This window comes from Amycolatopsis sp. NPDC051716, assembly GCF_040681595.1.
Lineage (GTDB): Bacteria > Actinomycetota > Actinomycetes > Mycobacteriales > Pseudonocardiaceae > Amycolatopsis.
On record NZ_JBFAZA010000004.1, the window covers coordinates 65,551 to 77,169 of the forward strand.

General features: G+C 73.3%; 14 protein-coding genes and 1 pseudogene. 9 read left to right on the top strand and 6 right to left on the bottom strand.

Annotated elements, in window-relative coordinates:
- Positions 1-10 precede the first annotated feature (10 nt).
- On the bottom strand, positions 11-862 hold the full coding sequence (locus AB0M30_RS06385) for a methyltransferase domain-containing protein (protein WP_364580657.1): 852 nt from the start codon (positions 860-862) through the stop codon (positions 11-13).
- A 158-nt stretch (positions 863-1,020) separates the two neighbouring features.
- On the opposite strand from AB0M30_RS06385, the gene AB0M30_RS06390 reads away from it, so the two are divergent.
- The gene (locus tag AB0M30_RS06390) at positions 1,021-1,608 is read left to right on the top strand and encodes a dihydrofolate reductase family protein (protein WP_364580660.1); all 588 of its coding nucleotides are present in this window, start codon (positions 1,021-1,023) and stop codon (positions 1,606-1,608) included.
- Here AB0M30_RS06390 and AB0M30_RS06395 read toward each other — a convergent pair.
- From AB0M30_RS06395 to AB0M30_RS06410, 4 genes are all read right to left on the bottom strand, one after another.
- Positions 1,598-2,452, bottom strand: coding sequence for a sigma-70 family RNA polymerase sigma factor (locus tag AB0M30_RS06395; RefSeq protein ID WP_364580663.1), 855 nt, complete (start codon positions 2,450-2,452; stop codon positions 1,598-1,600). The two genes, AB0M30_RS06390 and AB0M30_RS06395, sit on opposite strands and share 11 nt — an antisense overlap.
- 435 nt (positions 2,453-2,887) lie before the next feature.
- Positions 2,888-3,286 (bottom strand): nuclear transport factor 2 family protein, encoded by a 399-nt coding sequence (locus tag AB0M30_RS06400; protein ID WP_364580665.1) that lies wholly within the window; start codon positions 3,284-3,286, stop codon positions 2,888-2,890.
- A gap of 55 nt (positions 3,287-3,341) precedes the next feature.
- A complete protein-coding gene (locus AB0M30_RS06405) occupies positions 3,342-3,680 on the bottom strand; it encodes a VOC family protein (protein WP_364580668.1) in 339 nt (112 codons plus the stop codon).
- Positions 3,681-3,690: 10 nt separating this feature from the next.
- The gene (locus tag AB0M30_RS06410; protein ID WP_364580671.1) at positions 3,691-4,011 is read right to left on the bottom strand and encodes a DUF6223 family protein; all 321 of its coding nucleotides are present in this window, start codon (positions 4,009-4,011) and stop codon (positions 3,691-3,693) included.
- Between the two features lie 191 nt (positions 4,012-4,202).
- Here AB0M30_RS06410 and AB0M30_RS06415 point away from each other — a divergent pair, with 191 nt between their 5' ends.
- Genes AB0M30_RS06415 through AB0M30_RS06425 form a run of 3 tightly spaced genes read left to right on the top strand, consistent with a single transcriptional unit; the run spans position 4,203 to position 6,624 of the window.
- Positions 4,203-5,303: a histidine kinase gene (locus AB0M30_RS06415; protein WP_364580674.1), complete on the top strand. Its 1,101-nt coding sequence runs from the start codon at positions 4,203-4,205 to the stop codon at positions 5,301-5,303.
- Entirely contained in the window at positions 5,300-5,950 is a 651-nt protein-coding gene (locus tag AB0M30_RS06420) for a response regulator transcription factor (protein ID WP_364580676.1), read from the top strand. The genes AB0M30_RS06415 and AB0M30_RS06420 overlap by 4 nt, the downstream gene beginning before the upstream one ends.
- Positions 5,947-6,624, top strand: a complete 678-nt coding sequence (locus tag AB0M30_RS06425; protein ID WP_364580679.1) for a DNA alkylation repair protein — start codon at positions 5,947-5,949, stop codon at positions 6,622-6,624. The genes AB0M30_RS06420 and AB0M30_RS06425 overlap by 4 nt, the downstream gene beginning before the upstream one ends.
- On the opposite strand, the gene AB0M30_RS06430 is transcribed toward AB0M30_RS06425, so the two are convergent.
- Positions 6,597-7,625, bottom strand: a complete 1,029-nt coding sequence (locus AB0M30_RS06430; protein WP_364580682.1) for a C40 family peptidase — start codon at positions 7,623-7,625, stop codon at positions 6,597-6,599. The two genes, AB0M30_RS06425 and AB0M30_RS06430, sit on opposite strands and share 28 nt — an antisense overlap.
- Before the next feature lie 81 nt (positions 7,626-7,706).
- Between AB0M30_RS06430 and AB0M30_RS06435 the strand changes: the two genes are divergently transcribed.
- From AB0M30_RS06435 to AB0M30_RS06455, 5 genes and pseudogenes are all read left to right on the top strand, one after another.
- Complete coding sequence (locus AB0M30_RS06435; protein ID WP_364580686.1) at positions 7,707-8,504, top strand: biotin--[acetyl-CoA-carboxylase] ligase; 798 nt, start codon at positions 7,707-7,709, stop codon at positions 8,502-8,504.
- An 84-nt stretch (positions 8,505-8,588) separates the two neighbouring features.
- On the top strand, positions 8,589-9,182 hold the full coding sequence (locus tag AB0M30_RS06440) for a PH domain-containing protein (RefSeq protein WP_103341057.1): 594 nt from the start codon (positions 8,589-8,591) through the stop codon (positions 9,180-9,182).
- Entirely contained in the window at positions 9,182-10,108 is a 927-nt protein-coding gene (locus AB0M30_RS06445; protein WP_364580689.1) for a hydroxymethylglutaryl-CoA lyase, read from the top strand. Before AB0M30_RS06440 ends, AB0M30_RS06445 begins: the two co-directional genes overlap by 1 nt.
- Before the next feature lie 170 nt (positions 10,109-10,278).
- Entirely contained in the window at positions 10,279-11,265 is a 987-nt protein-coding gene (locus AB0M30_RS06450) for a TNT domain-containing protein (protein ID WP_364580692.1), read from the top strand.
- A pseudogene (locus tag AB0M30_RS06455) lies at positions 11,265-11,522 on the top strand (hypothetical protein); the annotation flags it as partial. The gene AB0M30_RS06450 and the pseudogene AB0M30_RS06455, both read left to right, overlap by 1 nt.
- Between the last annotated feature and the right edge of the window lie 97 nt (positions 11,523-11,619).

An 11,619-nucleotide genomic window follows, 5' to 3' on the forward strand; every position in this document is an offset into this window, starting at 1 on the left:
GGCGCCCCCGCTACGGCCTCCTTCCCGTGACCAGCCACGCCGTGCCGCGCAGCCGGACCGCGTCCGGACCCGCGAACGGCTCGAGCGCCTCCGCGAGGGCGTCGGTCGCCTGGGCCGCCGTCGCGCTGTCGAGTCGGTCCAGGTGGTGGCGGACCGGGCCCCAGTCCGCCATGAACCGGGCCGCGTCGGGGACGTCACGGCCCCAGACCTGGCCGGCCTCGACGCGGGTGCACACCACGTCTTCGAAGCCGGCTTCGGTCAGCACCGCCCTGGTCCGGTCCGGGTCCGCGAACGACGTCGGACCGCTGCCGTCGGGCCCGGTCGGCTGCGGCAGGTAGGCCGCCATGGCGGCGAACACCCGGCCGAGGTCGGTGCCGGACAGCGCCGTCATGCAGAGGAACGCGAGCCGGCCGCCGGAGGACAGCGCGCGCCGGACGTTGCCGAACGCCGCCACCGGATCGGCGAAGAACATCACCCCGAACCGGCTGATCGCCAGGTCGAACCCACCCTCGGCGAACGGGTGGACCTGGACGTCACCCTGCTCGAACGTCACGTTCGGCACCTCGGCTGCCCGCCTCCGCGCGGTCGCGAGCATCGGCCCGGACAGGTCGACGCCGATCGCGGATCGGGCCCGCGCCGCGGCGAGCCGTGTCAGCTGGCCATTGCCGCAGCCGATGTCGAGCACGCGATCGCCCGAGTCGACGAGCTCGAGCAGATGGTCGTTGAAGCCGCTGTTCACGGCGTCGTAGCGATCGGCGTGTGTCGCCCAATGTTCGCCTTCGTAGCCGTTCCACGCCTCGGCCTGTGCGGTGTTGACGATCCCGGTCATCCCCAGCCCCTCCCGCCATGAACGCACGTTCATGAACACGTGTTCATGCTGCCGCCGCGGCCACCGGCTGTCAAGGCATCGGCCACCCGCCGCCGGATGTCGGCCAGGTGGCAGATCTTCCGGGCGGGCGAACGCGGAAGACTTCTCCTCATCAAGGCAAACCGCCTCTGCCCAGCAAAAAGGAGTGCGAAATGGCCGACGTCATCGCCAACATGTCCATGTCCCTCGACGGCTTCGTGGCCGACCCGGAAGACCGCATCGATCACCTGTTCGAGTGGTTCGGCAGTGGCGACGTCGAGGTCCCCACCGCCGTCGAGTGGGCCACCTTCAAGACCTCCGAAGCCAGCGCGAAGATGCTGCGCGCGGCGATGGAGAACGTCGGCGCGCTGATCACCGGCCGCCGCCTGTTCAACCTCACCCAGGGCTGGGGCGGCACGCACCCGATGGGCGTCCCGGTCTTCGTCGTCACCCACGAGGAGCCCGCGGACTGGCCGCACCCGGACGCGCCGTTCACCTTCGTCACCGACGGCCTCGAAAGCGCCGTCGAGCAGGCCAAGAAGGCCGCCGGCGACAAGATCGTCGCGGTCGCCAGCACGACGATCGCCCAGCAGTGCCTCAACCTCGGCCTGCTCGACGGTGTCCAGGTCGACCTGATCCCGGTGCTGCTCGGCTCCGGCGTCCGCTTCTTCGACCACCTCGACGCCACCACGAAGCTGACCGGCCCGGAGGTCACCGAGGGCACCGGCGTGACGCACTTGTCGTACCGGATCAAGCGCTGAGGAGCGTGACGTGCAGCGCGGCGAGGCGGGCGGGGTCGGCGATCACCTCATACGCCGCCACCCGCTCGCCGTCGACCGCCACGGTCAAGGCGAGCACCAGCCGGCCGCGGGGCGCGACGACGACGCCGACCGCCCCGTCGACCAGGGCCGTTTCGGCGAACCGGGCCCGTTTCCCGAACACCTGCGTCTCCTCGGCCACCGCTCGGGCCCCGTGGGTCTCGAGGGCCGAGCCCGCCGGCAGCGCGGCCGAGTCGGCGCGGCGGACGACGTCCGGGGCCAGCACGTCGAGCAGGGCGGCGAGGTCGCCGCCGCGGGCGGCGGCCAGGAACGCGTCGACCACCCGCCGGTGCCGGGCCAGGTCGGCCGGGGGCAGCGGGGAAGTGCCACGGACCCGGTGCCGCGCGCGGCTCGCCAGTTTCTTCGCCGCCACCGGTGTGCGGTCCAGCACCGGGCCGATCCGGTCGAACGGCACGGCGAACAGGTCGTGCAGCACGAACGCGATCCGCTCGGCCGGCCCGAGCGCGGCCAGCACGACGAGCAGCGCGCGGCCCACCGCGTCGGCGAGCGCGGCTTCGTCCGCCGGATCGGCGTCGTCCACCGGCTCCGGGAACACCTCGAACGGCTCCTCGCGGCGGGCTTTCCGCGAACGCAGGACGTCGAGGCAGACCCGGGACACGACCGTGGTCAGCCAGGCCGCCAGGTTGTCGACCGAGCCGGCCCGGTTCAGCCGCAACCACGCTTCCTGCACGGCGTCGTCCGCTTCGGCCGCCGAGCCGAGCATCCGGTAGGCCAGCCCGCGCAGCCGGCCGCGTTCGGCCTCGAAGTCCGCCGCCAGGTCGTCCATCGGTCACCTTTCGCTCGCGTCCACCGTCGCCCCCTCGACGTATCCCCGCGACCGGAGGTGACCGGATGAGCTTGCTGACCCCTGCCGGCCTGGACGCCTACTACGCGCAGCGCGCCGGCCGGGCTCATCGTCGCCGAAGGCACCTGGGTGAGCGAACGGGCCATCGGCTCCGGGATTACGACACGGTGGCCGCGCGCCGCGGGTTGCTCGCCGAGGTCGTCGACGCGGCCGCCGCGCACGGCCGGGTCGGTGTCCGGCTTTCGGCGGCCCTTGATCGTCGACAACGGCTTCGACCGCGAGACGGGCGACGCGGTGATCGAGGCCGGCATCGCCGACGCGGTTTCGTTCGCCTGGCACTTCATCGCGAACCCGGGACCTGGTGACGCGGTTCGCGCCGGCCGACCCCGCGACGTACCACGGCGGCGGGGGCGCCGGTTACGTCGAGCAGGCGGCCGCGATGGCGGCGCTGTCCCAGTAGAACGGGCGGACCTCGGTGATGCGGCCGCCGGCCACGGTGATCGTCTGGAGGATCGGGAACTCGAGCTCGCGGCCGGTGGCGCGGGCCCGGGCGCGCACGTTCGTCAGCACGACGAGCGGGGACGTCGTGGCGAGGAACGCCTGGTCCACGAAGTCGAAGGCCTCCCACGTGCGGCTCATCGCCGCGAAGAACCGCCGCAGACCGTCGTGGCCGCGCCAGACCCCGCCGTACGGCAGGCCCTCGGCCTGGTGCAGCACGAAGTCCGGGGCGAAGAACCGCCGCAGCGGGGCGAAGTCGCCGGTGGCGAAGTACTCGGCTTCGGCGGCGTACATGCCTTCCAGGACGGTGACGCTCATGAGGATCACCATGGCGCACCGGTGAGCGGGCCACCGGCGGAAACCGGACGTCGCGTCAGGCGTCCGGGCACCACACCGCCAGCTCGCTCCCGCCCGGCTCGCGGAAGTGGAAGCGGCGTCCGCCCGGGAAGGCGAACGGTTCCTTCGTCACCACGCCGCCCGCTGCCGCCACCGCTTCGCGGGCCGCCGCCAGGTCGTCCGTGCGGATCGTGAGCAGCGGCGCGCTCGTCTGTTCGTCCGCGGCCGATTGGAACCCCAAGGTGAGGCCGGCGCCCCGGACGTCGGTGTAGTCCGGGCCGTACGGTGTCACCGCCCAGCCGAACGCGCGCTCGAAGAACTTCCCGGACGCCGCGGCGGACGTGGACGGGAACTCGGCGAAGTCGATTTCGTACATGCCCCGGACGCTAGCGGCGACCACCGACAAAACCGCGCGAGCGGGCCATCGACAGCCCGCCGAGGACGAGCGCGACCGCGCCGATCACCAGGTCCACGTAGCCCCCGACGATCCCGTAGCCGGTGCCGGGCCCGCCTTTCGCGGCGGCCACCACCCAGCCGCCGATCACGACGGAAGCCAGGCCGCCGGCCAGGGCCACGACGGCGCCGCGGCCGCGGGCCAGTGCCCGCCCGCCCGCGACGACCCCCGCCACTCCGAACACGACGGCGATCAGGGACCAGAGCCGGCCCGGGGTGAGGTCGGAGGAACCGGCCGCGGCGAGGACGTTCATGAGGTGCTCCTTCGGTTCGGATCGGACGCCGGAAGCATGTCCGCCGGACCCGCCGCCCGTCGTGGTGCGCGAGCAGACACTTCGCGCTGCCGCGGACGCCGCAGGAGCCGGCGGGCTACCGCAGCTGCGGTAGCCCGGAAATGCTCTCCGCGCGGGACTTCGCCGCGCGGCCGCCCGGTTAGGGTTCAGGGGTGAGCCGCGCGCAGGTCGTCGACGGGGTGATCGCCGCCGGCGTCGCGGTGGCCCTGGTGGTCGCCGGGGTGTCCGGCGCGCACCGGATCCCGGAGCTCGACGTCCTGGGGTACGCGGCGCTGGCCGCCGGTGGGCTGGCGCTGGCCGCGCGCCGCCGGGCGCCGGTCGCCGTGCTGGCCGCGACCGCGATCTGCGCGCTCGCGTACCAGATCGCCGGCTTCGAAGTGCCCGTCGTCGCCTACCTCTTCGCCGTGTACGCCGCCGTCCGGGCGGGACACCGGATCGCCGCGGTGGTCGCGTCGGTGCTCATGCTGGCTGCGATCCCGCTCGCGCTCCTGGCATCCGGCGTGGCCGACACCGGTGCGGCGTTCACGCAGTCGCGGGACGTCCTCCAGCTGGCGTGGCTGATCGCCGCCGGGGCCGCCGGGGAGGCGTTGCGCCAGGCCGAGCGCCGCGCCGACGAAGCCGAACGCACCCGCGAGGAAACCGCGCGGCGGCGCGCGGACGAGGAACGGCTGCACATCGCGCGGGAGCTGCACGATTCGCTCACCCACCAGATTTCCGTGATCAAGGTGCAGGCCGAAGTCGCTGTCCACCTGGCCCGCAAGCGCGGCGAAGACGTGCCCGACGCGTTGCTGGCGATCCGCGACGCCGGCCGCGAGGCGGCGCGGGAACTGCGGGCGACCCTGGAGGCGTTGCGCGACGACGACAAGGATCCGCCGCGCGGGCTCGACGACGTCCCGGACCTCGTGCGCCGCGCCCGGACCACCGGTCTCGACGCGCGGCTGACGGTCGAGGGCCGGTGCGACGGCGTGCCGGCCGCGGTCGGCCGGACCGCCTACCGGATCGTCCAGGAGTCGCTCACCAACGTCGCCCGGCACGCCGCCGCGGCCACCGCGTCGGTCCGGATCGACCACCGGCCCGGCACGCTGGTCATCCGCGTGGACGACGACGGCCAGGCCACCGTGTCCAGTGCCCCGGGCGTCGGCCTGACCGGGATGCGCGAGCGCGTCACGGCGCTGGGTGGCCGGCTCCAGGCCGGGCCTCGCCGCGAAGGCGGCTTCAGCGTCCAGGCCGAACTGCCGGTGGACCCCGCGTGATCCGCGTCCTGCTGGCCGACGACCAGCCGCTCATCCGCAGCGGGTTCCGCGCGCTCCTCGACGTCGAGGCCGACATCGAGGTGGTCGCCGAAGCGGGCGACGGCGGCGAGGCGGTGCGGCTCGCGCTGGCGCACCTGCCGGACATCGCGCTCCTCGACGTCCAGATGCCCGGCGTCGACGGGATCGAGGCGACCCGGCGCATCGCCGCGCACCCGGCGCTGGCCGCGGTGCACGTCGTCATCCTGACCAACTACGGCCTGGACGAGTACGTCTTCGAGGCGCTGCGCGCGGGCGCGGCCGGGTTCCTGGTCAAGGACATCCAGCCGGAGGACTTCCTGCACGCGGTGCGCGTCGCGGCTCGCGGGGACGCCCTGCTGGCGCCGTCGATCACCCGCAAGCTGATCGACCGGTACGTGGCCCAGCCGCTCGTCCCCGGCGCGGGGCTGGCGGAGCTGACGAACCGGGAACGCGAAGCCGTTACGCTCGTCGCGAGGGGGCTGTCGAACGAGGAGATCGCCGCGCGGATGGTGATCAGCCCGCTCACCGCGAAGACGCACGTCAACCGGGCCATGATGAAGCTGCGCGCGCGCGACCGGGCGCAGCTGGTGGTGTTCGCCTACGAGTCGGGGCTGGTGGTACCGCAGTGAGTGGAGTCACCGAGGTCATGGCCGAGCTGGCCGCGCTCGACGACCCGCGGATCCGCGCGGTGAACGAGCGCCACGGCGACGACCACGGGGTGAACCTCGGCAAGCTGCGCGCGCTGGCGAAGCAGCTGAAGACGCAGCAGGAGCTCGCCCGCGAGCTCTGGGCCTCGGGCGACTCCGCCGCGCGGCTGCTGGCGATCCTGATCTGCCGCCCGAAGGCGTTCGAGCGCGACGAGCTGGACGCCATGGCGCGCGAGGCGCGCACGCCCAAGGTGCTCGACTGGCTCGTGAACTACGTGGTGAAGAAGAGCCCGCACGCCGAGCAGCTGCGCCTGGCCTGGTCCGCCGACCCGGACCCGGTGGTCGCGAGCGCGGGCTGGATGCTGACCGCCGAACGCGTGGTCAAGCGGCCCGAGGGGCTCGACCTCGCGGGCCTGCTCGACGTCGTCGAAGCCGAGCTGAAAACCGCTCCCGGCCGCCTGCAGTGGGCGATGAACAGCTGCCTGGCGCAGATCGGGATCGAGCACGCCGGGCTCCGCGCCCGGGCCGTCGCCATCGGGGAGCGCCTGGAGGTGCTGAAGGACTACCCGACGCCGCCGGGCTGCACGTCTCCGTTCGCGCCCGCCTGGATCGCCGAGGTGGTGCGTCGTCAGGCCGGGCGGCCCGCGCCCGCGTAGTCGTCGCCCTTCGAGTGGTACGTGTGGATCTGGATCGCCTGGCCCTCGGTCGGCGCGTTGATCATCAGGCCGTTGCCGAGGTACAGGCCGACGTGGTGGATGCGGGTGGCCGGGCTGCCGTAGAACACCAGGTCGCCCAGGCGGGGCTCCTGGGCGGCCGGCACCGGCGGGAGGGCGCGGAACTGGCTGTCCGCCGTCCGCGGGAGGGCGACGCCCGCGCTGTCGTACGACGCCTTCGTCAGGCCGGAGCAGTCGAAGCCCGCCGCGCCCGCGTCCGGGCCGTTGCCGCCCCAGACGTACGGGAGGCCGAGCTGGCCCAGCGCGAAGCGGGTCGCGCGGACGCGCGGCGAGCTCGCCGACGCCGGGTCGAGGGACAGCGTGGCGTACAGCTGGGCCATGCCGAGCACGCGCTGGCGGAACAGCTCGGTGTCACTGCCCGGGTGGTAGGCCGCGATGGCCTTCCACCAGCCGGGGCCGGCGCCGAGGTCGGTGCCGCCCGCGCACAGTGCCCGGCCGGCCGCCGCCGGGGCGTCGGAGCCGTACTTCTTGGTCTGCGCCGCCGTCAGGCCGAGCAGGTTGCCGCCACCCCGGCCGTGATCGGACGCCGCCGCGCCGACGCCCGCGAGCGTGACCCACGAGAGGTGGCACGACGGGTCTTCGCCGCGCAGCGCCAGCTCGCCGTTCGCGTAGCCGATCAGCGCGTCCGCGGGGATGTCGAGGGGGCCGGCCAGCTGCTCGGCCCACTGCTGCAGCGGGCTCTTGCCGCCCTGGCCGGACGCGCCCTGGCCCGGCTCCTGCGCCTTCACCGGCGCGCTGACTTCGAGGACCGACGGGCCCGACACCGCGTCGCGCACCACCGGCGGGGGAACCGGGACGGCCGCGGGTTCCGGCGACCGGTCGGCCAGCAGCCAGCCCGCCGTGACGAGCCCGGCGACGAGCGGCAGCGCGACCAGGCCGCGCAGCGCAGCGCCGCGGGCCCACGAAGCCTGCTTGGTCGTCACGGGTTCCAACTTAGAAGAGCGCACCTCTTACTGAACGACTGAGTAGGTTGCACGATAGGGGGACTCCCATATTGTGGGCACATGCCTGAGATCAGCGCGGCCCGGCTCACCTCCGCGCTCCACGGTCGGTACGCGAAGATCGACGTCGTCGAGCGCACCGGCTCCACCAATGCTGACCTGCGAGAAGCTCTCGAAAACGGTGCCGCCGACCGGACCGTTCTGCTCGCCGAAGAGCAGACCGCGGGGGTCGGCCGGCGGGCTCGTTCGTGGAGCTCGCCGAAGGGGGCCGGGCTGTACCTGAGCGTCGCGCTCCGGCCGGGTGTCCCCTTCTCGGTGCTCGGCTCACTGTCCGTCGTCGCCGGGCTCGCCGTTTGCGCGGCCGCCGCGTCCGTCGGAGTGGACGCCGTGCTCAAGTGGCCCAACGACGTCCTGGTCGACGGCGCGAAGTGCGCCGGCATCCTCGCCGAGGCCGTGGCCGGGGACGAGCCGTCGATCGTGCTCGGCATCGGCCTCAACGTCCTGCCCCTCGGCGACGTCCAGCCGGGGCCCGGCGGGCTGCCCGCGACGTCGCTGGCCGAGCAGGGTGCCACGAACACCGACCGCACCGACGTCGCCGTCGCGCTGCTCACCGGGTTCGACGACCTCGAGCGGCGCTGGCGCCTGGCCGGTGGCGACCTCACCGAGGCCGGGCTGCTCGGCGACTACCGCGCCCACTGCGCGACCCTCGGCCAGGACGTCGAGGTGCAGCTGCCGGACGGGTCGTCGCTCGTCGGGCGGGCCGCCGACATCGACGCCGCCGGGCAGCTGCAGGTCGACGTGCCAGGCGGCCAGCGGCACACCGTCTTCGCGGGTGACGTGGTCCACGTGCGTCCGGCCTGATTCTTCGGGGCGTTGCCCCCACCGCCTCCTCGCTCGCCGGTACGGTGAGACGACACCGCCGCACCGACCTTGGGAGCGTCCGCCGTGGCTTATCCGGACGATTTGCTCAGCGAGCAAGAGCACGTCGTGGTGCACAGTCACCCGCACTTCAAGATGCTGATCTTCCCGACGCTCGCGCTGCTGGTCACCGTAGGCGCGGGCACCTGGCTCGCGATCCTGGCGAAGGACGCCGGCTCGCCGTGGAACACGGTCGGGCTGATCGCCATCGCCGTCGTGGCGCTCGTGCTGATCGTGTGGCTGTTCCTGGCTCCACTCGTGCGCTGGCGGACCACCCACTTCATCGTGACGACGGACCGGCTGATCGCCCGCGAGGGCGTCCTCAAGCGCACCGGCATCGACATCCCGATGGGCCGGATCAACAGCGTCCAGTTCGAGCACGGCCTGCTGGACCGGGTCTTCGGCTGCGGCACGCTCATCATCGAGTCGGCCTCGGACGAGCCGCTGCGCTTCGAGGACATCCCGCACGTCGAAAAGGTGCACACGGTCATCTACCGCGAGGTCAACGACAACCCGTACGACGACTACCGGCCGGGCGCCCCGCAGCAGCAGCCCCAGCAGACCACGCCCCTGCCGCCCCAGGGCGGCGGCCGGCCGCCGCGTGGCGAGAGACGCCGCTGATGGGTACGCGTGCGCTGGGCCTGCCCGAGCGGGTTCCCTCGGCGGGGGAGCTGCCGGACTCCGTCACGATCTGGGAGGTCGGCCCGCGCGACGGGCTGCAGAACGAGAAGACGATCGTCCCGGTCGAGGTCAAGCTGGAGTTCCTCGACCGGCTCGCGGGCGCCGGGCTCACCACGCTCGAAGCGACCAGTTTCGTCCACCCGAAGTGGGTGCCGCAGCTCGCCGACGCCGAGCAGCTGCTGGCCCGGCTCGACCGCCGCGAAGGCGTCCGGTACCCGGTGCTGGTCCCGAACGAGAAGGGCCTGAACCGGGCCCTCGAAGCCGGCGTCGAGCACATCGCGATCTTCGCCAGCGCGACGGAGACGTTCGCGCGCAAGAACCTCAACTCTTCGCTCGACGAACAGCTCGCGATGTTCGAGCCGGTCGTCACGCGGGCCCGGGAAGCGGGCTTGGCCGTCCGCGGCTACCTCTCGATGTGCTTCGGCGACCCCTGGGAAGGCGTCGTGCCGGCGAAGCAGGTCGCCGCCGCCGGCCGCCGCCTGCTGGACATGGGGTGCTCGCAGCTTTCGCTGGGCGACACCATCGGCGTCGCCACGGCCGGGCAGGTCGAGACGCTCATCGGGCTGTTCGACGACGTCGGTACTTTGGCCGTGCACTTCCACGACACCTACGGTCAAGCTCTCGCCAACACGCTCGCGGCGCTCCGATGTGGAGTGTCAACTGTGGACTCTTCGGCGGGCGGGCTCGGCGGCTGCCCCTACGCCGAATCGGCCACCGGCAACCTGGCGACCGAGGACCTGGTGTGGATGCTGGAGGGCCTCGGGGTGGCCACCGGTGTCGACTTGGACGCGCTGGTGGCGGCCAGCGTGTGGATGGCGGGACAGCTCGGCCGCCCGAGCCCGTCCCGCGTGGTCGCCGCACTGTGACGTCCGGGGCTTCGCCCCGGGCCGGGGGCTCCGCCACCCGGAGCCCCCGAAAAGAAGCAGTGAGCTGACCTCGCCGCGCCCTTGGGGAAGGGGTGCGGTATCAAGGGGGACCGGCAGCGCCGCGGCCGCGTCGAACATCGTGTGCCCCCGGGCACCGACCGAGCCGGAGGATGGGTGTGACCGAGCCTTCCGAGGCGGGCTCCGAACCGGTCGAGGCCGACCTCGACACCGGGCCGGTGCAGCTGCCCGGGTACGGCCTGGCGGATTCGGGCGCCTTCGAAGAGGCCCCGACCCCGCCCTCGGGCAACCCCGCGGCCTGGCCGCACGCGGTGTCGCCGCTGCTGCCGCCGTTCCCGCTGCCCCCGGCCCCACCGCCACCCCCGCCGCCGACGCCGGCCCCGCTGCCGCCGCCGGTGGCCGGGCCACCGCCGGTCGCGGGCCCGCCGCCGAACCCGGGGTCACCCGTGCCGCTGCCGCCGCTGGGCTCGCCGCGCACGGAACGGGAAAGCATCGTCGCGCTATTCCTGGTGCACATGTTCCCGATCGGGCACCTGCCGGTGGCGATGGACAAGCCGGCGCTGCAGCTGCCGCTGCCCGAGGACCCCGGCGGCTTCGCGCCGAACGACCACCCGGACGCCCGGCTGATCTTCGACGACCAGGCCCTGACCAACGTCACCGCGGGCTTCCGCCGCTCGCCGACCGCGCCATCGCGGCCGGTGCCGCGGCACCTCACCGACGGGTACGTGCCGTACGCGCGCGCGACACAGGCGGTCTGGATCCGCCGGTTCGTCGTCGGGCACAGCGAGCTCGGCCCCGAATACGCGTGGCCACCGGGCGAGCAGTTCCCCGAGAGCAGCGTCGACTGGCCCGAGCCGGTGATGGTCCCGGCCGACACGGTCCTCGACCGCTTCGGCCCGGCCTACGGGCGGGTGCTCTTCGCCGACGGGACGCCGTTCGCGGAACGCTCACTGCCCCCCGCGTTCCTGGACGCCGAGTACCGCCGGTACGTCGTGGTGCGCAAGGTGCCGATGTGGCGCTCGGAGACCGCGAACTGGTTCGGGCAGGTCGGCGGCGGCACGCGGTACCGTGCCCTGCTGGCGGCCGACGAACTGGTGACCCTCGGCTACCTCGCCGAGGCCAAGGGGGATGAGGACTGATGAACACCCAGTCGATCCAGCGGTGGCTCGGCGTGCTGGGCGTGCCGCCGGAGGTCGTCTCGCTCGGCGCCGAGGTCGACAACGCCTGGTGCCTGATGCAGGGCGAGGACGAGGCGTGGGAAGTGTTCTGGCGCGAGCAGGGCAACCGCTACGACTGGGCGCGGTTCACCAGTGAACAGGTGGCGTGCCACTACCTGTTCGGCCGGCTGGCCTGGGCCCAGGTGGCCCGCGGCGCCGTCGGCCTGCTGCCCGGGTCGTGGGGTGGTTTTGGGGGGGGATCCCCCCCAAGCACGAAACCCAAAACAACCAAACCCGGGAGTTTAGAACCGGGGCGGGGCCCCGCCGCGGGCGGGG

Excerpts from the sequence above, each read along its gene's own strand:
- AB0M30_RS06385 (WP_364580657.1), bottom strand. The coding sequence starts at position 862 with ATGAACGTGCGTTCATGGCGGGAGGGGCTGGGGATGACCGGGATCGTC.
- AB0M30_RS06390 (WP_364580660.1), top strand. The coding sequence starts at position 1,021 with ATGGCCGACGTCATCGCCAACATGTCCATGTCCCTCGACGGCTTCGTG.
- AB0M30_RS06395 (WP_364580663.1), bottom strand. The coding sequence starts at position 2,452 with ATGGACGACCTGGCGGCGGACTTCGAGGCCGAACGCGGCCGGCTGCGC.
- AB0M30_RS06400 (WP_364580665.1), bottom strand. The coding sequence starts at position 3,286 with ATGAGCGTCACCGTCCTGGAAGGCATGTACGCCGCCGAAGCCGAGTAC.
- AB0M30_RS06405 (WP_364580668.1), bottom strand. The coding sequence starts at position 3,680 with ATGTACGAAATCGACTTCGCCGAGTTCCCGTCCACGTCCGCCGCGGCG.
- AB0M30_RS06410 (WP_364580671.1), bottom strand. The coding sequence starts at position 4,011 with ATGAACGTCCTCGCCGCGGCCGGTTCCTCCGACCTCACCCCGGGCCGG.
- AB0M30_RS06435 (WP_364580686.1), top strand. The coding sequence starts at position 7,707 with ATGCCTGAGATCAGCGCGGCCCGGCTCACCTCCGCGCTCCACGGTCGG.
- AB0M30_RS06445 (WP_364580689.1), top strand. The coding sequence starts at position 9,182 with ATGGGTACGCGTGCGCTGGGCCTGCCCGAGCGGGTTCCCTCGGCGGGG.
- AB0M30_RS06450 (WP_364580692.1), top strand. The coding sequence starts at position 10,279 with ATGGGTGTGACCGAGCCTTCCGAGGCGGGCTCCGAACCGGTCGAGGCC.